Source organism: Neobacillus bataviensis, from assembly GCF_019969725.1.
Map to the genome: position 1 here is coordinate 176,160 of NZ_JAHXYW010000005.1, position 23,694 is coordinate 199,853.

Genomic DNA, 23,694 nt, shown 5'->3' on the forward strand with positions numbered 1-23,694 from the left:
CACCATCCTTTTCACATTCCATTATTATTGATATAAAAATTTTTTGCAAAAAAATTCCCTTGCACCCAAAAAATTGCAAGGAGAATTTAGATCCACCCTCTATATATCGAGGCTTCCGCCATATTTCTTATGCCAACGATATAGGCAGCTAAACGCATATTTATTTGACGGTTTAGCGCGAGGTCGTAAATTTCATTAAATGAATGGACGATTCTATCCCGTAATTTATCGGTGATTTCCTCTGCACTCCAATAATAGCCCTGTTTATTTTGCACCCACTCGAAATAGGAAACCGTTACACCGCCTGCACCTGCCAGGACATCAGGGACAATTAAAATTCCACGCTTCGTTAGAATTCTAGTCGCCTTAAGGGATGTAGGGCCATTCGCCGCTTCTACAATAAGCTTTGCCTTTATGTTCCCCGCATTTTCTCCCGTAATTTGATTCGAAATCGCCGCTGGAACTAATATATCACAATCTTGCTCCAGTAGTTCCTGATTGGAAATGGCCCCTTCGAACAGGGTAGTAACTGTACCAAAACTATCACGCCTGCTAAGTAAATACTCAATATTTAATCCATCCGGATCATAAAGGGCGCCATATACATCAGAAATCCCAACGATAATGGCCCCTGCCTCGTGCAAAAATTTAGCGATGAAGCTGCCCGCGTTTCCGAATCCTTGGACAATCACCCGCGCTCCCTTTAACCTGATTCCACTCCTCTTGGCCGCTTCTTCAATACAAATGGTAACACCATTTGCGCCTGCTTTTTCGCGCCCTTCTGACCCTCCAAGAACAAGAGGTTTCCCTGTGATAAAACCAGGAGAATCAAATTGTCGGAGACGGCTGTATTCATCCATCATCCAAGACATAATTTGCGAATTGGTATACATATCTGGTGCGGGGATATCTTTAGTTGGTCCGACAATTTGACTTATTGTCCGTACGTAGCCGCGGCTTAAACGTTCTAATTCACCAAAAGACATCGTTCTTGGATTGCAAATAACACCGCCCTTTCCTCCCCCGAAAGGTAGATCAGCTATTCCGCATTTCAAACTCATCCACATTGATAAGGCTTTTATTTCATCCTCTTTCAGCTGATGATGAAAACGGACACCGCCTATGGTAGGACCAAGTGAGTCATTATGCTGGGCTCTAAAACCAGTAAATACTTTCGTTGAGCCGTCATCCATCCGAACCGGGATCCTTACTTGGAGTGTTTTTATAGGTTCTTTTAGCAGATGATACATATCATGGTTAAGCCCGAGTTCAGTTATTGCATCACGGATGATAATTTGTGTTGATGTAAGAAGGTTTAACGTCTCTTTTTCTTTGCCTGCTTCATCAATTTTCCCCATATTGGCACCCCTAGCAATCCCAATTTAACCTAATACTTTTGTGATTCTTTCAATAGCCCAATCCAATTCGTCCTTTGTAATGACGAGCGGTGGGGCAAATCGAATGACTGTATCATGTGTTTCCTTGCACAACAGTCCCTGTTCTTTTAATTGTTCACAATATTTTCGTGCCGGTTCCGTTAACTCCACTCCAATAAACAGTCCGCGTCCACGAACTTCCTTAATAATCGGATTCTTAATTTCCTTTAGTTTGCTTAAAAAGTACTCACCAAGTTCCAACGATTTTTCAGCTAACTTTTCATCGACAAGTACATCAAGCGCGGCAATAGAGACAGCACATGCCATCGGATTTCCACCAAAGGTAGAACCATGGGAGCCTGGATTAAAAACTCCTAAAATTTCCTTATTGGCAACAACACAAGAGATCGGAAACACACCGCCTCCGAGAGCTTTTCCAAGAATATACATATCAGGTTCAATACCTTCCCACTCACAGGCAAACATTTTACCTGTTCGTGCTAAACCGGCCTGAATTTCATCCGCGATAAACAAGACACTGTTTTCCTTACACAGCTCATAAGCAGCCTTCATAAAACCTTGCGGCGGAATAACGATGCCTGCTTCTCCCTGAATCGGTTCGATTAAAAAGGCAGCTGTATTTGGCGTAATGGCTTGCTTTAATGCTTCTAAATCACCATATGGCACTAGCTTAATCCCTGGAAGCATTGGGCCGAATCCTCGCTTGTACTCAGCATCAGACGATAATGAAACCGCCGTCATCGTCCTGCCATGAAAATTCCCAATACAGCCGATAATTTCTGCTTGGTCTTCTGCTACTCCCTTTACATCATAGCTCCAGCGGCGAGCTGCCTTCACAGCTGTTTCCACAGCTTCAGCGCCTGTGTTCATAGGCAGGACCATTTCTTTATTGGTTAATTCACTTACCTTTTCATACCATGGACCAAGCTGGTCGTTATGAAAGGCACGGGAAGTTAATGTCACCTTGTCCGCTTGTTCCTTTAATGCCTGAATAATTTTCGGATGGCGGTGGCCTTGATTAACTGCCGAATAGGCACTAAGCATGTCCATGTATTTGTTTCCTTCAGGGTCTTCCACCCAAACCCCTTCAGCACGCGAGATGACGATTGGCAGGGGGTGATAATTTTTAGCGCCATATTTCTCAGTTTTTTCAATGAGTTCATTGGTATTTATGTTTTCAGCCATTCACATTTCCTCCTTTTCATTAAACAAGATATGTACACATAACTTTATTGTAGCCGAGCTGGAAAAAAGAATGAAAGTTTTTTATAAAAAAGCTCTGTTTATAAAAAAAGCCAAGGCCAACTGCCTTTCAACAGTATGCCTTGGCTTTATGAATGATTTATTTTTTAATTAAATCTTCGCGCTGTGATTGGTCAATCCATTCTTGAAGCTTATCCTTAAGGGTGTTAAAACCTTGTTGTCCTTCTGCTTCCGGAATGATCGCAGCCGCTTGGCGCTTACGAGGCTTCTTCACTTTTGCTAGTTGCTCGACTGGCGCTTCTTCAGTTGCTCTGATAGAAAGACCGATTTTTCCTGCCTCTTCATCAATCGATAACACTTTTACTTTAATTTCATCCCCAACTTTTAGATGGTCATTAATATCCTTCACATAACCGTGCGTGATTTCTGAAATATGCACAAGACCTTGTGTATTTTCATCTAATGCTACGAACGCTCCATATGGTTGAATTCCTGTTACTTTACCTGTTACGATACTTCCTGTTTCAAATTTTCCTGACATGAAAACACTCCTAAGTAAATAATTATTTAGTCCCTTATATACGCATTATAAGATTATACCACAAAGGATTGTTTTTATCAAAGAAAGCAAAATAATAGAAACAGAGCCCCTTCCAAATTATAAAATTGTCAGAAAATCTTAACATGTGGAATTAGAAAAAAGATTTATCCAATGTTACACTAGTAGAGAGTAATTAATTATTATAAGTTGAGGTGAACAGTATGAATAAAATCGGCCAAACAATCAAAACCGCTCGTGAAATGCGTAACATGACACAGGAAGAATTAGCACAAAAAATCAGAGTTGGAACCAGTACGATTGAAAAATATGAATCCGGGGAACAAATTCCTAGTAGCCAGACCATTTTAAAATTATCTACTGTACTAGATATCGCAGCATCAGAGTTATTAGAATACCACAAACTTCATACAAACTCCTCGTCAGTGGAAAATTAATAAATTTTTCTATCATGGTTGTATAATAAAGGGGAAATCGGGTAATCCTTATACCATAAGCTTTCTAGTATTCCCCCCTTTTTGAGAGGACACCCCGATATCGGGATGTCCTCTTTTTTTTACAACGAGCAAGAATCGTTCGCCTTAATTTCTAGTAGTTCACCTGCTACTTTTAAACAGCTTTCCAATGGGATGAGTTTTTCAAAGGAAAATTCATAGATGGTTTGAATTCGCTTAGCAAGTGTTAATGGATGGTCTAGTTCATGAACAGCCGCTATCACATCAGCGATTTCCGTCTCGTAGCTGCCATTTTTCAATTGGAAGGGATCCCATTCATTTAATAGGTCAACAAACTTTAAATTTGTCTGAATCTCTTTTCTCATTTTTTTCTCCTATTGTTTTAACATTTGATCGATTTATTTTATCATAAGAAACAGAAGGTTAGAAAATATTACAGGCGGTGGACATATGTCAGTATTTAATGAGCGGATAGACCGGTTTAAAACGGCATCAGTTAAATGGGAATTAACAAAAGATATCTTTGGAGAGTCTGATTTATGGCCGATGTGGGTAGCGGATATGGATTTTAAGCCGCCACAGGCTGTCATTGATGCGATAAAGAATCGCGTCGAACACGGGGTCTTTGGCTATACTTTTGTTCCGTCCTCCACCTCAGAAGCTATTAACACCTGGCTGTTAAAGCGGCATCAATGGAAAATTAACTCTTCATGGCTGTTATATTGCAGCGGTGTGGTGCAGGCCATCAGTACAGCCATTCATTCGTTTACTAAGGAAGGTGATCGGGTGCTGCTTCAATCACCTGTATATACTCCCTTCTTTGATATGATTGAAAAAAATAAACGCATCGTCGTAAACTCTCCACTACGATTGGATGGAGATCGTTATCAGATTGATTTTGCGGGTTTTGAAAAAGCTTTGCAAGAAGGCTGTAAATTATTTTTACTTTGTAATCCGCACAATCCTGCTGGCAGGGTTTGGACAAAAGATGAGCTATTAAAAATTGGTGAGTTATGTTTACAATATAATTGCCTTATTCTTTCTGATGAGATTCATTCTGATATTATCTATAAGAAGTTTACGCATAAACCGATTGCTTCTCTAAATGATGAGCTTTTGGATAGAACCATCACTTTAATTGCTCCTAGCAAAACGTTTAATCTTGCTGGCTTACAAGCGTCTGCTGTGATCATTAAAAATAAGGAATTACGGATCCAGTTTCAGGAGCAGCAAAAACGCCAAGGTGTTTTCTCCTTGAATACCTTTGGGATAATTGGAATGGAGGCCGCCTATCGTTACGGTGAGGAATGGCTCGAAGAATTGATTGATTATTTGCAGGTGAACAAGGATTATACAATGCAATTCCTAGCGGATCATTTGCCAGAAATCACTTGTATCGATGCCGAAGGAACTTACCTGTTATGGCTTGATTGCCGAAAACTTGGATCAAGCGATAAAGAGTTACGAAACTTGCTGATTCAAAAAGGAAAGCTGGCATTAGAACCCGGCCCTAAATACGGCCCTGGCGGTGAAGGATTCGTCCGCATCAATATTGCTTGTCCAAAGGATGATTTGATAGAAGGACTAGAACGTCTAAATAGAGCACTTAGTTAATATGAACGCTTCTTATCGACCATCTAACTGATAAATTGGCTTCCTCGGTTGTTATGAACGTTTCTTATCGACCGTCGAACCTAAAAAATGGCTTCCTCGGTCGTTATGAACCTTTCTTATCGACCGTCGAACCTGAAAATTGGCTCCCTTGGTCGTTATGGTCGCTTCTTATCGACCGTTGCACCCAAAAATTAAAGCTCAAAGTCGTTATGACCGCTTCTTATCGACCGTTGAACTCATATATGGATTCTAACGGTCGATAAGAAGGGATAAAAAGATTATTTCAACACATATTCAGCTAAAACACTTTGGAGTTCATAGATGTTTAAGTTCTTATTAAATTGCTTTTGCAGCGGAAGGGCATTTCCGGAGATCCAAATCTTTAATTCAGCATCTAAATCAAAGCTGCCTGCTGTTTCAATGCTGAAATGGGTAATGTTTTTATATGGAATGGAATGATACTCGACCTTTTTTCCAGTTAAACCTTGCTTGTCAACTAAAATTAACCGCTTATTCGTAAAAATAAACATGTCCCGAATGAGTCTATACGCTTTTTCAATTCTTTCACTAGGAGCCAAAACACGTTCAAATTCCTTTTGTACTTCCTGTGCATTCACTTCTGAGGCATTGCCTATTAAACCATCTAAAAAACCCATCTAAATCACCCTCTCTATTCTCTCAATTAAGTATACATAAGTCTCCATATATTAAAAAGCCAGACGTGAATGTCCACGTCTGGTTCGCCAATTATTTCTCAAGCCACTCGGTATGGAAAGTTCCTTCACGGTCCACCCGCTGATACGTATGAGCTCCAAAATAATCGCGCTGAGCTTGAAGCAGGTTGGCAGGCAGGATCGCTGAGCGATAACTGTCATAATACGATAGTGCACTAGAGAGTCCTGGAACAGGTATCCCTGCTTTTAAGGCGATGGAAACAACCTCTCTCGCTGCATCCTGATAATCCCCTGTAATTGCTTGAAAGTAGGAATCCATTAGCAAGTTGTCTAATTCCGGATTTCGATCATATGCATCCATAATATTCTGCAGGAATGCTGCTCGAATGATGCAGCCGCCTCTGAAGATCTTCGCAATTTCACCCGGTCTCAAATCCCAATTATACTCATGGGAAGCCACTTTATATTGAGAAAATCCTTGTGCATAAGAAATAATTTTACTAAAATACAAGGTTTTCCGAATTAATTCAATAACGTCCTTTTTATTGCCAACAAATTTATTTTCACTAGGTCCTTTTAGCCATTTGCTAGCTTTTACACGCTCTTCCTTCATAGCTGAAAGGAAACGCGAGAACACAGATTCAGTAATAATGGATAGCGGAATACCCAAATCAAGGGCACTCTGACTCGTCCATTTTCCAGTTCCTTTTTGTCCCGCAGTATCGAGAATAACATCCACTAATGGCTTGCCCGTTTCCGGATCCATTTTTGTAAAAATGTCTGCGGTAATTTCAATCAAATAGCTGTCAAGTTCACCTTGATTCCACTCGCTAAAGACCTCATGAAGCTCGTTGACAGATAAGCCAAGGAGCGTTTTCATTAAATGGTAAGATTCACATATTAACTGCATGTCACCATATTCAATACCATTATGAACCATTTTTACATAGTGCCCAGCACCATTTGGACCAATATATGTACAACAAGGGTCTCCATCCACCTTAGCTGAAATAGCCGTTAAGAGTGGACCAACCTCATCATAAGCTTCCTTTTGTCCGCTTGGCATGATCGACGGACCTGTCAATGCTCCCTCTTCCCCGCCAGAAACACCGGCACCTATGAAAAGAAGCCCTTTCTCAGCAAGAGCGGCATTTCGTCGAATGGTATCTTTGTAATAGCTGTTGCCTCCATCAATAAGAATGTCCCCTTTGTCTAAATACGGAACCAGCGATTCGATCGCTTTATCGGTAATTTCACCAGCATTTACCATTAATAAAATTTTTCGGGGAAGCTCTAAGGATTGAACAAATTCTCCAATATTGGCAGTACCAATTATATTTTTCCCTTTATGATGTTCTAAAATTTCATTTACTTTCTCAGCGGAGAGATCGTATACGGAAACAGGGAAACCTTTGCTTTCAAAATTCAGGGCTAAACTTCTTCCCATTACACCTACACCGACAACCCCAACTTTTTGTTTTTCCAATCTTATCATCCCTTCAAGGTTATGAAAAAAAATTCATTTAAATTATAACATATATGAAATATTTTTTCGCACATCATTTAATACAAAATTTATATTTATAGTGTTAAAAAAAATACACTTTTTTATTAGTAAAAGTGTATCAATAAACGAAAAAAAGACTGCTATTTCGATAATTCGAATAATAACTTCAGCAATTCCTCCGGTGTTATAAGCTTTTCGCCTCCTCCTTGCGCAAATGAATCATTTCCCCCGCCCTTACCATTTATGAACGGTAGTGCTTTTCCAATAATCGTTTTCATATTTTCATTTCTAGCTTTTCCTTTTGCACAGACCACTTGGAGCTTATCTTCATTGTTCGATACAAAGATAACCAAAGCATTTTCATTGTTTGCCGTGATAAAACGAGCTAACTTCTGAAGTTCTTGAATACTGCGATTTTGAAAAATTTCATTTACGATATTATCAGTATAATATTTATCATTCAAATCCTTTGCCTCGAATTGCAGTAGCTGCTCCTTGGTTTGTTCCAAAAGCTTTTCTTGCGATTTTGCATTCTCTAGCATCCGACAAACAGCTGCCTCCATATCTTTTTCAGGTGCATTAAGTAGGCTGGTTAACTGAAGCAGAATTCTCTGTTTTTGCCCAAGCTGTTTTAAAACTCGATTTCCGCAGACAAATTGAATCCGTGTGTTTTTCCTTTGTCTTTCCCAATCTAAAACTTTTATTGCACTAACCTCTCCTGTTGCTTTTGGATGGGTTCCGCCGCAGCCGTTATAGTCGAAATCTGGAATAATCACGAGCCGGATATTTTCTTTAACCTTCGTTTCTTTTCTTAATGGATATTGAGAAAGCTCTTTCTCTGTTACCCACTTTACTTCAATAGACCTATTCTCCAATATTATTTGGTTTGCAAGCTCTTCCGCTTTCTTCGCTTCCTGCTCCGTTAAATTTTCTGTCTGCAAATCAATGGTGACCATTTCATTTCCTAAATGAAAGCCAACGGTCTTGTAATCAAATAATTGCTCAAATGCTGCCGATAAAATATGCTGGCCAGCATGCTGCTGCATATGATCAAAGCGCTGTTCCCAATCGATGGCCCCCATTACCTCTTTCTGGGTATCAGGCAATGGCATATCTATGTAATGACGTATCTCCCCATGTATTTCTTCAACATTTAATACATTGGACTCTCCAAGCGTCCCAATGTCGTGTGGCTGGCCACCGCCAGTTGGGTAGAATGCCGTTTGATTTAAAAGAACGTACCAATTCCCTTCCTCGTCTTTATCTTTTTTAAGCACTTGTGCAGTAAAGGATTGAATGTAGGCATCTTGGTAATATAGTTTATTTTCCATTTTAATAGCTCCTAAATTTTTAATAACCTCATTGTCATGAAAAAAGGAAAAGAAATCAAGAAAAACCTGTCCCGCTAATTTAAAGGACAGGTTTCCAATATTAATGAATGTTACCTTTTGTCTTTACGATGGCCAAATGTGGATGGTTGAGTCTGTGGCTGTTGGCCTTGTTGAAAACCACCCATTCCTTGAGGAAAACCTGTTTGCTGTCCGCCCATTCCCTGTGGAAAACCTGTTTGCTGTCCGCCCATTCCCTGTGGAAAACCTGTTTGCTGTCCGCCCATTCCCTGTGGAAAACCTGTTTGCTGTCCGCCCATCATTTGCGGGAACCCTCCAGGCTGCTGAAAACCGCCCATCATATGTGGATAGCCAGGCTGAAATCCACCCATATGTGGATAGCCGTGATACGGAAATCCCCCCATCATTTGTGGATACCCTTGCTGGAATCCGCCCATCTGAGGATAACCCATTTGCTGAAAACCAGGCTGTCCTTGAAAACCGCCAAATTGTCTTTTCTCCATCAATACTCGCCTCCTTACAATCTCCCTGTTAGTGTATGTCCACATATTGGAAAAGCTTAGATTTATACCCAAAAAAGAAAAATTTCATATAAAAAGCCATCTCGCTCCATGAGATAGCTTTTACCTACTATTCTTTATCGTCCTGTGCTTTCTTTTGACCTTCTTTATTTTTATCCTTTGAAACCTCTCCGCAGGCAATCCGATTACCTGAATTTCCGGCAGGTTGAGTCATCCCGTCATCTTTTCCTTCATGAACAATAAGCGACGTCCCCTCTTTTGTAAACAGAGATTTCTTTCCATCCTTTAAGGTCACATTGGATGCCATAAGATCTGCCTTTACGGACCCATCATCCTCAACAATTAAATTGGGCAGGTCGCCGGCATGTGCGCCTTTTGGATGAAGCAGTCCATGTTCTTTTTTCTCTGGATTAAAATGGTTTCCGGCAGATTTGAAATCAGGTGCCTCGCAGGTCCCTTTCTCATGAAAATGAATAGCATGTATCCCAGGTGAAAGCCCCTTCAAATCTACGGACATTTTCACACCACTGGCTTGCTCCTGCAATTTGACTGTTCCCAAAGAATCTCCTGCCGCATTAAACATTTCCACATCAATTTTTGTGATATTTTTTTCCGTACATCCAGTTAGAATGAGAAGTGGAACAATCAACCAGAATTTCTTCATATGTAATCCCCCTACAATAGACAATTTGCCGTTAGTATCGACAAACGAACATTGGACTATTCAGTGTTTTGGGGCAAAAAAGGAACAGCTGCAGTTAACTGTTCCTCTGACTAGGCTCGTGATTTCGAATCCGATCCTCTAATTCTTTTGCTTTTTGGGCTTCCCGCTTGGAGTGAACAATGATTAACCTCATCGTTACCAAAGCACCTATGAAAAAAATAAAAAACGTAATTGCTGCGGGAATATATTCCGATTTATCTTCAGGAAAGTATAAAAACAAGGACATTACTAATGACTGAAACATTTTTTTCTTCCTTTCTATCAAGGACTTGCTCCTAATAAATCATTATAGCAAGAAAAAACGTTTCCGACCAACAAAGCTTATTTTAATACTTTTATCTTTTTAATAATAACATCTTTTTCTGGTTTATCCTGTGCCCCCACAGGTGTGTCGGCAATTTTATCAACGACTTCCATTCCTTCAACAACTTGTCCAAAAACCGTATGGCGGTGATCAAGCCATGGAGTTCCGCCGTGATCATCATAGGCATCAATCATTTCTTTCGGGTATCCAGCCTTGTCCATTTCCGATTTCATTTGCGGGTCAAGAGAAGTTTTTTGAACAATAAAAAACTGGCTGCCGTTTGTGTTAGAGCCTGAATTGGCCATTGACAAGGCTCCGCGGATGTTGAAAAGATTATTGGAGAATTCATCTTCAAATGGCTTTCCCCAAATACTTTCGCCGCCCGTTCCGTTCCCATTAGGATCGCCGCCTTGAATCATGAAGTCTTTGATAACCCTGTGGAATATTAAACCGTCGTAATATCCTTCCTCAATATGCTTGACAAAATTTTCAACGGCTTTTGGCGCATACTCTGGAAATAATTTAATTTTTATCGTACCCATTGATGTTTCCATTTCAACGAGCTTCTCTTTCTCAGACACCTCTGTTGAAAGCTGAGGATAGACATCCTTTGACACTTGTTGATCCCCTTCCTTCTGTTCCGTTTTTGGCGCAGAACTTTTTGTTTTTGCTTCTTCCTTCTTTGTTGTGCTTGTCCCACAAGCCGACAATACTAAAAAAATAGCAAATAAAGCAATCAAGAATTTTCGCTTCTTCATTTATCATACCTCCATTTTTTCACTTTAACCGAAAATAAATTTTTTTGCACTCTGATTTAAATTTAGTCATAATGAAGGGGAAGAATCAAGATAAAGATTGGGAGTCAGGGGGTTTTTTCATGTCAGAATTGCAGGTTGGTACTGCAGTAACAGGTTTCTATAAAACAGGAAAGTATATTGGAGAAATAACGGATATCCGCCCGCAGCATTATTTAGTAAGAGTTTTGGGTGTTCTCAAGCATCCAATGCAAGGCGATCTTCATAACCCAAAAGAAGCGGATGTACTCATTTTCCATGAGAGGCGGGCACTGGCCTTTAGAGAGCAGGCCAATATTCCAAAGCAGATGGTCAAACCCTTTGAAGAAGAAATACCCGACTACAAAGAGTCATTAAAAATAGCGGTAGATAAAATGAAAAATGAACTGTTAGAAACATCTTCACAATGGGCTGAAATGAGCTTAAAAATGATAGACTCTCTAGAAAAGGATTATTTCAAATCCTAAAACATTAAAGGCCAAATCAGGTTGAGTGATTTGGCCTTTTATGCGAATTCATTTAATAACTTTGAAAAATCAACCCGGTCACCGATGGTGGTTGGCTTTGGTTTTTCTAGATATCGTTTATCCTTTTCAACTAGCTTGAATATATTATAGGTAGTCAAGGCATCATCAAGTGCCCGGTGATGCCTGCCTGTCCCTTCCTTGCCATATTCTTGAACAGCCTTCCATAGTCCTGTTTGATTTTGATCTCCAAAGAATCGTTTATATTCCATTGACAGATCTAATTCTGAAGCATGAAATGGAAAAGCAGCACCAGCCTCCAAACAGTTATGACGAAGTACCTTCATATCCATATTTCCCCAAGTAACAATTGTGGTTTCCAGATTACTTTTATTGAATTCCTCCAGCTTTCGGATAAAATCATAAAAAGATAGCCCCGTGTCAACCTGCTGCTGTGAAATATGTAAAAAGGATTTACAGCGTTCTGATAGTTTTGGGAACTTTAGAGGAGTAACAAAGGAAGAAAACTGTTCGGCAATCTGATCGTCAATAACGGATACAATTCCAACCTCGATAATTTCAGCGAAAAAATCCTTCATGCGTCCATTACGTTCAGGCATTGTAAATTCAAAATCAATAAATAGGTATTGCCGCTTTGCTCTCATATTCTTCACCCCCATTTCTTATGAATCAGTTATACTACCATTATATAAAGAAACATGTACAAAAAACTGTGCTATTGTTCTATTTTATTTTCAATTATAACATGATTTTCCTTAAATTTTTTAAATATTTCAATAAAAAAGAGAGTGGGTAAAAATCCCATTCTCATTTTCTGATTTTTATGACCGCCATGGTACATCTTGAAACGCAAATAAGGCGTTCCTGATCGTCGGTAATTTTAATATCCCAGACTTGTGTCGTTTTGCCTTTGTGCAGGACTGTGCCCACCGCTGTGACTACTCCTTCCCGAATAGAGCGAACATGATTCGCATTAATTTCAAGACCGGCTACTGCTTCCTCTTCTTTATTTACTAACTCATAAGCGCCCAAACTCGCAACCGTTTCAGCCAAGGCCACAGATGCACCGCCATGCAGGATGCCAAAAGGCTGTCGCGTCCGCTCATCAACTGGCATGGTTGCGATGATTTTTCCTTCTTCAATATGTGTGACATCGATTCCTAAGGCTTCAATTAATGTATCTTTAATCATCATAATCCTCCTCTTTTTCATTTCTATGTAATGCAAAGAAAGCTGTCATAATTAATCCTATTCTCTTTTTTTCATGAATTTCCTTCTTTAAATTAAAGGAAAAACAGCCCTAGAGCTGTTTTTTCCTTAATTAATAATAAAATGGTGAAGCACCGAATCCAGGGCCGCCTATACCAGGATAGCCAAGGCCAAGCCCTGGAGCTCCAAAACCAAGTCCTGGCGCAAAACCAAATCCTGATCCTGGGTAGCCTAAGCCAGGGTAACCAAAACCGCCGTAAAATGGACGTGCAGCAAACGATGCACCAAGTCCGCCTCCAATTAAACCACCTAAAAAACTAAGCCCACCTATTGCCAAGGGTAATCCAAAGCCGAAAAATCGTTGATCTTGTACCGGGTAGGGACTTCGATATGGGTACATTAATTACCATACCTCCTTTTTCGCTATACTTGCCTACACTATTTCATATGCGAGAAGGAAGGCTAATGAGTGGGCAATTATTTAGAAAACCCACGGAAGTTTCCGTGGGTTTAAAGGTTTATTTTTCAATTGGTTCAAACCGTTCTACAAATAAGGCAAGAGTACGCGTCATGACTCCGGTTGCACCTGCAGGACCAAGATCATTACCTTTAGCAGTAGTAGCCGTTCCGGCAATATCTAGATGCACCCAAGGAGTACCTTCAGCAAATTCGCCGATAAAGGCACCGGCAACAAGCGCATGTCCCTCACTGCCTGGGGAATTATTTAAATCAGCTATTTTGCTATTTCTGACTCGTTCCTTCTCGCTATCAAACAAAGGCAGTAACCACATTTGCTCACCGGCTTCTACCGATGCTTCTAACACTTGTTCATATAATGATTCATGATTGGTCATCGCGCCGGTTGTATGTAATCCAAGTGCCGTAATGACCCCGCCGGTTAATGTTGCAACATCGACTAAATATTCGGCTCCATGATGCTTCGCATACGTTACGGCGTCTGCTAACACCAAACGGCCTTCTGCATCCGTATTCAATACCTCAATCGTTTTCCCACACATTGAGGTAATCACATCGTCCGGCTTAAAGGCATGAGCACTAATCATATTATCAGTCGAAGGGATGACAGCCACAACATTTTGTTCTGGGCGGGTTTCACCAATGATTTCCATTGCTCCGAGCACAGCCGCCGCTCCACCCATGTCTGTTTTCATCCCTACAATGCCGGCTTTTGTTTTAATCGAATAACCGCCCGTATCAAAGGTAATTCCTTTTCCGACTATGCCGATTACGTCTTTCCATTCATCTTTCCCTTGATACTTTAACACAATCATCTTAGGCGGCTCTGTTGACCCTTGGTTTACAGCAAGGAATGCTCCCATCCCAAGCTTTTCAATTTCTGCTTTATCTAAAATTTCTATCTCAAAATCATACTTATCAGCAAGCTTTTCTGCATAATTTGCCATATCGGTTGCTGTAAGCAAATTTCCAGGAATATTGACAAGCGTCCTAGCCGAGTTTGTTCCATTTCCGAAAGCAAAGCCGACCGATAACGACGCTTGAATCTCTTCTCTATCAAAGCCCTCACAGTAAACATTCAGGCTCTTCAGTTTTTTCTCAGGTTCATTCGATTTCTGCTTGTAATCCTTGAATTGATACGTCGCCAGTGAAAAAGCTTCGCTTAAAGCATGGGCAGCTTCTAATCCATCCAGGTCATCCGTGAGGAAAGAATCCAGATAAACAGCGGCCTCTTCTAATTTACTTGCCTTCAGATCTTTAAATAACTTACCAAATGCTTCTCTTAGTTTCTCGAAGGTCAATTCCTTTTCCTTTCCAAGACCGACAAACCAAATTCGTTTTGAACCGATTTTACTAAAGGTATGTATTTTGCTAATACTTTTTAATTTTGCTGAAATATCACCTGATTTAACCAACTCTGTTAGCTGTCCATCGAATTTTTCATCCAATTTCGCTAAAGTACCTGAGAATTTTTCTGGTTTTTCAAAAAGTCCAATGACCAGACCTTCATGTTCAGCAGTTAACTCCAATTTTGATGTAACTTGAAACATTCAAATTCACCTCCGTGTTATTCACCATTTATTATACCGAACCCCAAATAAAAAAACAGGCACGATGCCTGCTTTACCTTTTTTCTGAGCTAATATACCGCTGGCGGAATACCTGCAGCGTTTTATCCTCGTTCCAAGCCTGTAATTGTTGTTCTGTCAGTTTTCCATTGCCTTTTTGAACAACATAGACCTCTACCTTTTTTTTGCCCCATTTATTATAAACATCCTCAACGGTTTCATAATAAAGATCTAATTCATTTCCTTTTATTGCGCCGCCCTTATCAGCTACGACCCCATATCCATATCCGGGAATAAACAGAATTGTACCAATCGGAAAAACGTTCAAATCTGCTGCTACAGTAGAAAATAAATCACGTTTGACTTTAACACCTGAATAGGTGATCCCATACTCAGGATGTCCTTGTCTTTTTCCAGTCGATTCAAAACCTGCGGTGTAGCCGGTAGCTGTAACAGTTTGCTTTGGATACTTTGACCAATCAAAGGCATCCTCTAATGTTGGAGAGGCGGTCCCTGAGACATTTTCGCTTGATGAAATAACTGACGCAAATTGTGAAATTAAAGCATGAGCATTAACACCAGAAATAGATTGGAACGTCGCTAATAAGGCCATAATAAAAAGAGTTGTCATGGCTGCACGCTTGATCCAATTTTTAAATATATCCATTAAAATTTTCACTCCTCCAAAAATATTCATTCCCAAGCTGAAGGGAATTATTCAAAAAAGGAATGAAAAAATTTAACAAGGGCCAAAGCAAATGGTCATAATATAAATCTGTTGATTGGAGCGGAAAGCGCGAATCAACAGTCTAGTTAAAAGAGCAAAACAAAAAAACCCTTTGCTAAAGGGCAAAGAGTTTTAAAACATTTGATAGCCATTTTTTCGAAGCAGTTTGATGGTAAATCCAGCAGCGATGGCTCCTGCTAAACCACTTAACAAAATAAGAATATCAGCGGTGGCCAGCGAGCTGAATTTATGTCCTAATTCCAAAAAGGCTGACTTACTATTTGTAAAATATTCAATAAATCTTACTTTATCTACGATTAAAATGGCCACAATAGGATATATTATCGCCATAACCCATGACATTCTTAAAAGCATATTTAGGATAAATCCAATACCAAAAAACAAGACAAAAAATAGCAATATCGAAATAACTAAAACAACGATGCTCATTTGCATCCGAGATTCCCCCTTTACGCATCAACACTAAGTGTACCTAACGTCCAAAGTGGAGTCAATATGAACACAAAAAAAATAGCCCTTCGAAATGTTCGAAGAAGCAGTATCCAGCAATTCTTTTCAATTATAAAACTTAACTCCCCTTATTCCTCTTCTTTCTTGCCTGTGCCACCACAGCAGGAACACGTTTCAGAACCACCAAGCACTAGTTGAAAATAGCCGTACCCTGAGCAATAATCACAATTTTTAGTATCCAAGCTCTTAACTGTCATCCTTTTCATCCCCCTTGTATATTAACTTAATTTTCTGATAATATAACAAGGATTGGCGAAAAAGGAAAGAGCGAAATTCTTGCAAATTCTCAAAAGAAAACGGATACATATAAAGTTTTCTTTCATTTTCTAAGTGTTACTTAAATTTTCAAAAAATTACAAAAATAATTTGTAAGCCGTATAACCAAACTGATCTCCTGGGTTCAACCCATCAATACCAGGTTTTATACAAGATTCCTTTAGCTTAATAAGCTGGTGAAGAATTATAGACGCATCTTTTTCATTTAACAACTCTTCTGGTGCCATAAATCTCGCTTCATAAAGTTCATTTTCCTGATGGATTATCTTTTCTTCGCTTATTGGCTCCATTAAAAAGACGATCATATTGTCACTTATTTCTTCTTTAATTACTCCGGTTCTTAACCCGATAAGACCTTTAACGGTACAGTCAATTCCTGTCTCTTCTTTAACCTCTCTTATAACCGCTTCATCTGCCGTTTCACCTATCTCAACAAAACCTGCTGGCAAGGACCATTGGCCCTTCAAGCCGCCGTATCTCTTCTTTACAACAAGCCATTGGCCATCCTTAGAAATCACTAACCCCGAAACAGCTAACCACACCTTGCCGCGTTTTTCACGATTGCTCATTGTAGCACCCCTAAATAATCATAACAAAAAAGGACAGGGTCACTGTCCTTTTTTACTTATTAAAATACATTAAACTTTCCTTTTTTCAGTACAAGACCGGCGCCGCCAATCATATATAGGGAGCGGTTATCGACTACCTTTTTCATGAAGGAAGCTTTTGCACCAGTGATTTTCTTGCCAAACACAACACCGATAGCATCATCTTCACCAAGTGAGCAAACGGTACCTTTATTATCAAATGTAAAGGTTTCAAGCTCTGTCTTGCTCCGGACAAGTGCAGCCAAGTTGCGTGCCACAAGTTCACCCTGCTGCATTGCAATTTGGGCAGTCGGCGGATATGGACGATTAATTTCTTCATTGATGACAAGAGAACTGTCGCCAATAATGAATACATCATCAAAACCAGGCACTCGTAATTCTGGTGTTACCTTTACACGGCCTCTCATAGCTTCAAAACCAGATTTCTCGATGATAGAATTCCCTCGAACACCCGCTGCCCAAACAACAGTACCCGCTTTGATCTCACGAGGCTCTTCTTCACCTTTCGCTACGATAATACCGTCAGGAGTAGCTTCCTTAATAGCCGTTCCAATTAAAAATTCTACACCTTTTCGTTCTAATTGAGATACAGCATAATTAACTAATTCCGGATCAAATCCAGGTAATACAGTTGGAGCCGCTTCAACACAGATTATTTTTACTTTATTATAATCAACATCATATTCGTGGCATAATTCAGGAATTCGATTTGTTAATTCTCCTAAAAATTCAATTCCCGTAAAGCCTGCACCACCAACAACAATGGATAGGCGATTATCATTTTTTTCTTCCTCCATATTGTAGGTAGCAAATTGATACTCAATATGCTCACGAAGCTGGCGTGAAGAATTTACATTAGTAATCCCAAAAGCATACTCTTTTAATCCTTTAATCCCAAAAGTCTCAGGTTCGCCTCCAAGAGAAATAACAAGGTAGTCATAATGGACTTCGCCTTTTTCTAATACGACTATCTTTTCATCTTTCTTAATTTCAACCACTGTATCTTGAATAAAGTCAACCTTGCTTCGGTCAATAACATCACGGATATCATAGCGTACTTTGTCATGATGAAGTGTACCTGCAGACGCTTCATGAAGCCATGTTGTTTCATAATGGTAATCATTTTTATTTACTAATACGATATCGGCTTCATTTATACCGACAAGCTTTTGTAAGCGAACAGTTGTCATCAGTCCGCCGTATCCAGCACCGAGAATAACGATTTTAGGTTTTCTCAAAGTGATCACTTCCACCTTTTAAGTAAATTTTTTGAATAAATTCGCTTATTCTTATCTTCCACTGCTTTAACTAATTTTATTTTTCTAAGCAGAAAAATGTATGTGATATACTTCACGAATGAGGATAAAGAAAAATAGCCAATTTTAAATACACCCGATTTCATCATTCAACTGAATCGGATTTTCAAACCGGTCATAAAATTGTTCCTATTTTGTCACAAATAATTAACAATATATCCACATTACATCTTATGCTACTTTCCTCGGATTTTCAAGCGAATTTTTTAATTTATTTACCAAAAGAATATTAAAAATTTTACTTTTTTATAACCTAATTCAAGTTATTTAAATAGTTATTCCAGTCTGAATATTGCCATAAAGAAGTGAGGATTTTATTAATTTATGATATTATAGGGAGTGGAGTTGTTACTACTAGTTAGGGGGATACGGCGTGCAAGAAAATCAAAAAGTTTTTGACATTACTATTATCGGCGGAGGCCCTGTCGGTCTTTTTACAGCTTTCTACGGAGGAATGAGACAAGCTTCAGTAAAAATCATTGAAAGTTTACCTCAGCTAGGCGGCCAATTATCTGCCCTTTATCCGGAAAAATATATTTATGATGTTGCTGGTTTTCCAAAGGTCCGTGCACAAGAATTAATTAATAACTTGAAGGAACAAATGGCGAAATTCGAACCTTCAGTTGCCCTCGAGCAATCTGTTGAAAAATTGGAAAAGCTCGAAGACGGAACTTTTAAATTAACCACTAATAAAGAGGTTCACTTTTCTAAAACCGTCATTATTACAGCTGGAAACGGAGCCTTCCAACCGCGCCGCTTAGAGCTTGAAAGTGCTGTCCAGTATGAAAAGAAAAACCTCTATTACTTTATAGAGGACTTAAACCAATTTGCCGGCCAAAAAGTAGTTGTATTTGGCGGCGGAGATTCAGCAGTGGACTGGGCTTTAATGCTGGAGCCAATTGCCGAGCAAGTAACGATTGTTCACCGTCGTGATAAGTTCCGCGCACATGAGCATAGTGTGGAAAATTTATTTAATTCAAAAGTAGATGTAAAAACTCCGTATGTACCTGCAGAACTAATTGGGGATGAAGACGGGATTAAACAAGTTGTTCTTCAATATGCTAATGGTGAAGGAAAAGAAACGATTGATGTGGATGCTGTCATTTGTAATTATGGATTTGTATCCTCACTTGGACCTATTAAAGAATGGGGTCTCGAAATTGTTAAGAACTCGATTGCCGTCAATTCCAAAATGGAAACAAATATTCCAGGAATATATGCAGCCGGTGATATTTGCACCTATGATGGCAAAGTAAAACTTATCGCCTGTGGTTTTGGTGAAGCGCCAACTGCCGTAAATAATGCGAAATCATTTATCGATCCTAAAGCAAAAGTACAGCCGCTTCATAGTTCTTCAATGTTTGATAAGTAATAAGAAAAGCGGAAGCACCCGTTTAACGGCGTTTGGACTGGAGCACTTTGACTGAGATAAAGGAAACACGGAGAGCGGAGCGATCCGATGTTGACTTATCGTAGGGAAATGGGCGAAGTACACTAGCCGCTGGGTGCTGGAGCTGGACAATTCTCAAAGTTTAAAATTAATACTTTCTACAACAAAGGCGCCCACTTGGGCGCCTTTTTATTTAACATTCTTCAGGTGTACCTGCTGCAGTCGCTGTTCGGAAAGAAGAACCACATCCGCAGGAAGCAATAGCGTTCGGGTTGTCAATCGTAAAGCCACCGCCCATCATGGACTCTTTATAATCAATTTTCGTGCCCCGTAGAATTAGTGCACTTTCCTGATCTACGACTATTTTAATTCCATACTGTTCAAATTGCTTGTCAGCCGGATTTAGCTCGTGTTCGAAGCCCATTCCATAAGATAAGCCGCTGCATCCTCCACCTTTTACACTTACTCGTAAGTAGGCTCCTTCTTCTTCATTGTGCTTCATCATTTCTTTAATGTGAAGAGCCGCCGCTTCCGTTAAGATTACAACATCATTGCTCATAATTTCTCCTCCTTTTTTAAAGTTTTAATATAGTATATTTTAAAACATCGGATTTTCCTCTAAATATTGATAGATATTGTCCACAAGTTCATCAGGTGTTTTTCCTGTCACTACCTCTCCATTAACTAGAGCATATAATGTGGAGGCACATTTACCGCAATATCCAAGACATCCATATTCAATAATATCCAAATTTGGATCTTTTTCTAATTTTTCAAGTGCTTTCTGCGCACCATTCGCCAGATTGCTGATACAAAATTCTATGATCGGTTGAATCATTCTTTTCACCTCTCCATTACGTACCTATCCTACTATTTTTAACATGTTCCGTCAATTATCACGACTGTAGCTTTAGTGTCAAGAAAAGTGGGATAAGTGTTGTTATTTCGCCACATTTTAGATATACTCATATGTGGTAAAAGAACAGAAATTATTCTAGAATATATCAATTAATTCCCATTTGTTTTTGATTCTGAAATGGGTTCCATTTGAGCAAAATAAAGACATTAGATATTGGTTTAAAAAAGGGGAAATACAAAATGAAAAACCTTGTTATACTTGGCGGCGGATACGGCGGCATGAAAGTTTTAAACGAATTGCTTCCAAATCATCTGCCAGAAGACGTTACGATTACGCTTATTGACCGCGTACCGTATCATTGTTTAAAAACAGAATACTATGCTCTTGCTGCGGGAACGATTTCGGATAAAGAAATCCGTGTCGCCTTTCCAGAGCATTCACAACTCAACATCAAATATGGCGATGTCATCGGGATTGATCAAAAAGATAAGAAGGTCTTATTAAATGGTGAAGATCCTATTGAATATGATGACTTAATCGTTGGCCTGGGCTGTGAAGACAAATATCATGGGGTTCCTGGTGCTGATGAATATACTTACAGCATTCAAAGCATTGAAAAATCCCGCCGCACCTACTCCGCATTAAACAATTTAGCTCCCGGATCTGTTGTCGGGATTGTTGGTGCAGGTCTTAGTGGTGTAGAACTGGCCAGCGAATTGAGCGAAAGCCGTGAAGATATTCAGATTAAATTATTTGATCGCGGAAAGTATATTCTTTCTTCTTTCCCAGAGCGATTAAGTAAATATGTTGAAAACTGGTTTGTGAGGCATAATGTCGAAATTATTAACAACTCAAATATAACAAAAGTGGAAGAAAAAACACTGTTCAATCATGATCAGGCAATCAAATGTGACGTCATTGTTTGGACAGCAGGGATCCAGGCGAATAAAATTGTCCGGGAGATGGAAGGGGAAAAGGACCGATTAGGAAGGCTTGAAGTAACACCTCATCATCATCTTCCTAATGATGAACATATTTTCATTGTTGGTGACTGTGCTAGTTCCCCGCATGCTCCAAGCGCCCAATTAGCTGAGGGTCAGGCTGAACAAATTGTCGAAGTACTTAAGAAGCGCTGGAACGGTGAACCTTTGCCTGAAACGTTCCCACCTATTAAATTAAAGGGTGTCCTTGGTTCTCTAGGTAAGAAACAAGGGTTTGGTATGATGGCTGAGCGTGCAATTACGGGACGTGTGGCCCGCCTGTTGAAATCGGGCATTCTGTGGATGTATAAATGGCATAACGGCTGATAAAAAAAGAAGCATTCCGTTTTGATAATTGGAATGCTTCTTTTTTATATCGCTTTATATCCGTACTTTTCAAGCTCTGAAAAAATGGTCTTGAGGCGTGGATTGCCTTCGCCAACTACTTTTTCTTTTATCACCACTACTGGATAAAACATATCTTCATCAATAACCCGTTTCGCAAAATGATATTTTTCAGGGTCTTCTTCTGGAGGCAGCAGGATATCCACATATGTCATTTTAAAGGGCTGCTCCGGGAACTTTCTTGTAATGGCCGCTTCCAGCCATTCAAATGTTTCTTTTGACGAGGGCAGGTTGACACAGCTTGGGCATAATTGTTCGGCACCGTACAGAACAATTTCTACTTCGGTAAATTCCATTAAAACCATTCCCATCTTTTTTTCTTTTATTTTACAATAATTAAATGATAAAAACGAAGAAAATGTCTGTAAATGTGTGTTATCCTATTTTCTGAGAATGGATTTTTAAGGCCAATGACATTATAATATAGATAGGAAAGGAGACGATTAATATGGCAGAACAAGAAATGTTTGAACAAGTTCAGGAAGTATTAGATAAATTACGCCCATTTCTTCTTCGCGATGGCGGGGATTGTGAATTAGTTGATGTAGAGGATGGTATTGTTAAGCTTCGCTTGCTTGGTGCTTGTGGATCTTGCCCAAGCTCAACCATCACATTAAAGGCCGGCATTGAAAGAGCTCTTTTAGAAGAAGTGCCAGGCGTTGTCGAAGTAGAGCAAGTATTTTAATTAAAGACGACAAAAGCGATTGCCTTTAGAAGCAATCGCTTTTTTAATTTTATGATTTTACAAAGGGTTTCCAGTCTTTATTCACAAGTGTTTTTGGCATGTTTCCTTCTAAAACTGATATGATATTTTCTACACAAAGCTTCATCATGGCGGTTCTGGTTTCAACACTTGAACTGCCGATATGCGGAAGTGCGACTACGTTTGGAAGCGATAATAATGGATGGTCTCGATTGATTGGTTCTCTTTCAAATACATCTAATCCAGCACCAGCAATTTCCCCTGCAATTAAGGCGTCATATAAGGCCTGTTCGTCGATTACAGGGCCTCTTGAAGCATTGATAAAAATAGCCGATTGTTTCATTCCTCTGAATACTTCACGCGTGAACAAGTTTCTGGTTTCTTGTGTTAGTGGTGTTAGACAGACGATGAAATCGGATTTCTCGACAAGCTCTTTAAAAGGTACATACATGGCACCTAGCTTCTGTTCTATTTCAGGCTTTCTGGTCCGGTTATGATAAAGGACGTTCATATCAAAGCCTGTTGCCCTTTTGGCAACTGTTTCGCCAATTTTCCCCATTCCAACAATACCAATTGTTTTATGATGAATATCTTGGCCAGCCAGAAGCAGCGGGCTCCAGCTTTTCCATTTTCCTTCCTTGACATATTCGGCTGCCTCGACTATCCGGCGGGCGGCCGCCATCAGCAAACCAAAGGTTAAATCAGCCGTGGTGTTTGTTAAAACATCAGGAGTATTGCAAATTGCAACTCCTTTAATGCTTGCTTTTTTGACATCAATATTGTCAAAGCCTACAGCTAAATTAGCGACAACCTTTAACCGATTCCCGGCGGTTAAAATTTGTTCATCGATTTGGTCAGATACCATCGTCAAGAGGGCATCTGCTTTCTCAGCCTCTGCGTGAAGGACTTCTTTTGGAACGGGAATATCCTCATGTTCCCACATTTTTACTTCATATTTTTGTTTCATAACTTCAATAACTGCCTCTGGCAGCTTCCTAGTAATGTAAATATAAGGCTTCATGCTGCGTCCCTACCTCAATCCTAATTTTAGAACTCCTT

At 39.6% G+C, this 23,694-nt stretch carries 29 protein-coding genes and 1 pseudogene; 6 read left to right on the forward strand and 24 right to left on the reverse strand.

All coding sequences use genetic code 11. The features are described from left to right. Positions 1–86 precede the first annotated feature (86 nt). From LC455_RS14650 to yugI, 3 genes are all read right to left on the reverse strand, one after another. Positions 87–1,358 (reverse strand): Glu/Leu/Phe/Val family dehydrogenase, encoded by a 1,272-nt coding sequence (locus LC455_RS14650; protein ID WP_223591866.1) that lies wholly within the window; start codon positions 1,356–1,358, stop codon positions 87–89. 24 nt (positions 1,359–1,382) lie between these two features. After that, a complete protein-coding gene (locus LC455_RS14655; protein WP_223591868.1) occupies positions 1,383–2,582 on the reverse strand; it encodes an ornithine--oxo-acid transaminase in 1,200 nt (399 codons plus the stop codon). Positions 2,583–2,739: 157 nt separating this feature from the next. Next, complete coding sequence (yugI, locus tag LC455_RS14660) at positions 2,740–3,141, reverse strand: S1 domain-containing post-transcriptional regulator GSP13 (RefSeq protein WP_223591869.1); 402 nt, start codon at positions 3,139–3,141, stop codon at positions 2,740–2,742. 221 nt (positions 3,142–3,362) lie between these two features. Between yugI and LC455_RS14665 the strand changes: the two genes are divergently transcribed. Next, entirely contained in the window at positions 3,363–3,596 is a 234-nt protein-coding gene (locus tag LC455_RS14665) for a helix-turn-helix domain-containing protein (RefSeq protein ID WP_223591870.1), read from the forward strand. 119 nt (positions 3,597–3,715) lie between these two features. Here the strand turns inward: LC455_RS14665 and LC455_RS14670 are convergent, their stop codons facing one another. After that, positions 3,716–3,979, reverse strand: coding sequence for a DUF1871 family protein (locus tag LC455_RS14670; protein ID WP_223591871.1), 264 nt, complete (start codon positions 3,977–3,979; stop codon positions 3,716–3,718). Positions 3,980–4,064: 85 nt separating this feature from the next. Between LC455_RS14670 and LC455_RS14675 the strand changes: the two genes are divergently transcribed. After that, positions 4,065–5,228, forward strand: a complete 1,164-nt coding sequence (locus LC455_RS14675; RefSeq protein WP_223591872.1) for a MalY/PatB family protein — start codon at positions 4,065–4,067, stop codon at positions 5,226–5,228. Positions 5,229–5,506: 278 nt separating this feature from the next. Here the strand turns inward: LC455_RS14675 and LC455_RS14680 are convergent, their stop codons facing one another. The 7 genes from LC455_RS14680 to LC455_RS14710 all read right to left on the reverse strand — a co-directional run bounded on the left by LC455_RS14680 (position 5,507) and on the right by LC455_RS14710 (position 11,065). Beyond that, the gene (locus LC455_RS14680) at positions 5,507–5,884 is read right to left on the reverse strand and encodes a PH domain-containing protein (protein ID WP_223591873.1); all 378 of its coding nucleotides are present in this window, start codon (positions 5,882–5,884) and stop codon (positions 5,507–5,509) included. A 91-nt stretch (positions 5,885–5,975) separates the two neighbouring features. Then, positions 5,976–7,388, reverse strand: a complete 1,413-nt coding sequence (gene gndA / locus LC455_RS14685) for an NADP-dependent phosphogluconate dehydrogenase (protein WP_223591874.1) — start codon at positions 7,386–7,388, stop codon at positions 5,976–5,978. Positions 7,389–7,549: 161 nt separating this feature from the next. Next, entirely contained in the window at positions 7,550–8,740 is a 1,191-nt protein-coding gene (locus LC455_RS14690) for an alanyl-tRNA editing protein (protein WP_223591875.1), read from the reverse strand. A gap of 110 nt (positions 8,741–8,850) precedes the next feature. After that, positions 8,851–9,261, reverse strand: a complete 411-nt coding sequence (locus LC455_RS14695; protein ID WP_223591876.1) for a hypothetical protein — start codon at positions 9,259–9,261, stop codon at positions 8,851–8,853. Positions 9,262–9,388: 127 nt separating this feature from the next. Continuing rightward, positions 9,389–9,943: a superoxide dismutase family protein gene (locus LC455_RS14700; RefSeq protein WP_223591877.1), complete on the reverse strand. Its 555-nt coding sequence runs from the start codon at positions 9,941–9,943 to the stop codon at positions 9,389–9,391. Positions 9,944–10,037: 94 nt separating this feature from the next. Next, a complete protein-coding gene (locus tag LC455_RS14705; protein WP_223591878.1) occupies positions 10,038–10,247 on the reverse strand; it encodes a hypothetical protein in 210 nt (69 codons plus the stop codon). 77 nt (positions 10,248–10,324) lie between these two features. Beyond that, positions 10,325–11,065, reverse strand: coding sequence for a peptidylprolyl isomerase (locus LC455_RS14710; protein WP_223591879.1), 741 nt, complete (start codon positions 11,063–11,065; stop codon positions 10,325–10,327). Positions 11,066–11,184: 119 nt separating this feature from the next. On the opposite strand from LC455_RS14710, the gene LC455_RS14715 reads away from it, so the two are divergent. Further along, positions 11,185–11,568, forward strand: a complete 384-nt coding sequence (locus tag LC455_RS14715) for a kinase-associated lipoprotein B (protein WP_223591880.1) — start codon at positions 11,185–11,187, stop codon at positions 11,566–11,568. A 38-nt stretch (positions 11,569–11,606) separates the two neighbouring features. Here the strand turns inward: LC455_RS14715 and kapD are convergent, their stop codons facing one another. The 9 genes and pseudogenes from kapD to LC455_RS14760 all read right to left on the reverse strand — a co-directional run bounded on the left by kapD (position 11,607) and on the right by LC455_RS14760 (position 18,220). Beyond that, on the reverse strand, positions 11,607–12,230 hold the full coding sequence (gene kapD / locus LC455_RS14720) for a 3'-5' exonuclease KapD (RefSeq protein WP_223591881.1): 624 nt from the start codon (positions 12,228–12,230) through the stop codon (positions 11,607–11,609). A gap of 163 nt (positions 12,231–12,393) precedes the next feature. Further along, positions 12,394–12,780 carry a hotdog fold thioesterase gene (locus LC455_RS14725; protein ID WP_223591882.1) on the reverse strand — a complete coding sequence of 129 codons (387 nt, stop codon included), beginning with the start codon at positions 12,778–12,780 and terminating at the stop codon, positions 12,394–12,396. Positions 12,781–12,907: 127 nt separating this feature from the next. Further along, positions 12,908–13,195 carry a hypothetical protein gene (locus LC455_RS14730; protein ID WP_223591883.1) on the reverse strand — a complete coding sequence of 96 codons (288 nt, stop codon included), beginning with the start codon at positions 13,193–13,195 and terminating at the stop codon, positions 12,908–12,910. Between the two features lie 118 nt (positions 13,196–13,313). Then, on the reverse strand, positions 13,314–14,822 hold the full coding sequence (locus LC455_RS14735; protein ID WP_223591884.1) for a leucyl aminopeptidase: 1,509 nt from the start codon (positions 14,820–14,822) through the stop codon (positions 13,314–13,316). A 73-nt stretch (positions 14,823–14,895) separates the two neighbouring features. Then, positions 14,896–15,507 (reverse strand): 3D domain-containing protein, encoded by a 612-nt coding sequence (locus tag LC455_RS14740; protein WP_263297792.1) that lies wholly within the window; start codon positions 15,505–15,507, stop codon positions 14,896–14,898. 192 nt (positions 15,508–15,699) lie between these two features. Then, the gene (locus LC455_RS14745; RefSeq protein ID WP_223591885.1) at positions 15,700–16,023 is read right to left on the reverse strand and encodes a YuiB family protein; all 324 of its coding nucleotides are present in this window, start codon (positions 16,021–16,023) and stop codon (positions 15,700–15,702) included. Positions 16,024–16,166: 143 nt separating this feature from the next. Next, positions 16,167–16,295 (reverse strand): YuiA family protein, encoded by a 129-nt coding sequence (locus LC455_RS14750; RefSeq protein ID WP_223591886.1) that lies wholly within the window; start codon positions 16,293–16,295, stop codon positions 16,167–16,169. Between the two features lie 311 nt (positions 16,296–16,606). Next, positions 16,607–16,943: pseudogene (locus LC455_RS14755) on the reverse strand (NUDIX domain-containing protein); the annotation flags it as partial. Positions 16,944–17,002: 59 nt separating this feature from the next. Then, the gene (locus tag LC455_RS14760) at positions 17,003–18,220 is read right to left on the reverse strand and encodes an NAD(P)/FAD-dependent oxidoreductase (RefSeq protein WP_223591888.1); all 1,218 of its coding nucleotides are present in this window, start codon (positions 18,218–18,220) and stop codon (positions 17,003–17,005) included. Between the two features lie 451 nt (positions 18,221–18,671). Here LC455_RS14760 and LC455_RS14765 point away from each other — a divergent pair, with 451 nt between their 5' ends. After that, positions 18,672–19,670 carry an NAD(P)/FAD-dependent oxidoreductase gene (locus LC455_RS14765; RefSeq protein ID WP_223591889.1) on the forward strand — a complete coding sequence of 333 codons (999 nt, stop codon included), beginning with the start codon at positions 18,672–18,674 and terminating at the stop codon, positions 19,668–19,670. Between the two features lie 211 nt (positions 19,671–19,881). On the opposite strand, the gene LC455_RS14770 is transcribed toward LC455_RS14765, so the two are convergent. Next, positions 19,882–20,247, reverse strand: coding sequence for a HesB/IscA family protein (locus tag LC455_RS14770; protein WP_223591890.1), 366 nt, complete (start codon positions 20,245–20,247; stop codon positions 19,882–19,884). A 39-nt stretch (positions 20,248–20,286) separates the two neighbouring features. Continuing rightward, positions 20,287–20,526: a YuzB family protein gene (locus tag LC455_RS14775; protein ID WP_223591891.1), complete on the reverse strand. Its 240-nt coding sequence runs from the start codon at positions 20,524–20,526 to the stop codon at positions 20,287–20,289. Positions 20,527–20,786: 260 nt separating this feature from the next. Between LC455_RS14775 and LC455_RS14780 the strand changes: the two genes are divergently transcribed. Next, on the forward strand, positions 20,787–21,854 hold the full coding sequence (locus tag LC455_RS14780) for an NAD(P)/FAD-dependent oxidoreductase (RefSeq protein ID WP_223591892.1): 1,068 nt from the start codon (positions 20,787–20,789) through the stop codon (positions 21,852–21,854). A 44-nt stretch (positions 21,855–21,898) separates the two neighbouring features. On the opposite strand, the gene LC455_RS14785 is transcribed toward LC455_RS14780, so the two are convergent. Then, complete coding sequence (locus LC455_RS14785) at positions 21,899–22,228, reverse strand: YuzD family protein (RefSeq protein ID WP_223591893.1); 330 nt, start codon at positions 22,226–22,228, stop codon at positions 21,899–21,901. A 152-nt stretch (positions 22,229–22,380) separates the two neighbouring features. On the opposite strand from LC455_RS14785, the gene LC455_RS14790 reads away from it, so the two are divergent. Beyond that, positions 22,381–22,617, forward strand: a complete 237-nt coding sequence (locus LC455_RS14790) for a NifU family protein (RefSeq protein WP_223591894.1) — start codon at positions 22,381–22,383, stop codon at positions 22,615–22,617. A gap of 49 nt (positions 22,618–22,666) precedes the next feature. Here the strand turns inward: LC455_RS14790 and LC455_RS14795 are convergent, their stop codons facing one another. Then, a complete protein-coding gene (locus LC455_RS14795) occupies positions 22,667–23,656 on the reverse strand; it encodes a 2-hydroxyacid dehydrogenase (RefSeq protein ID WP_223591895.1) in 990 nt (329 codons plus the stop codon). Positions 23,657–23,694 lie beyond the last annotated feature (38 nt).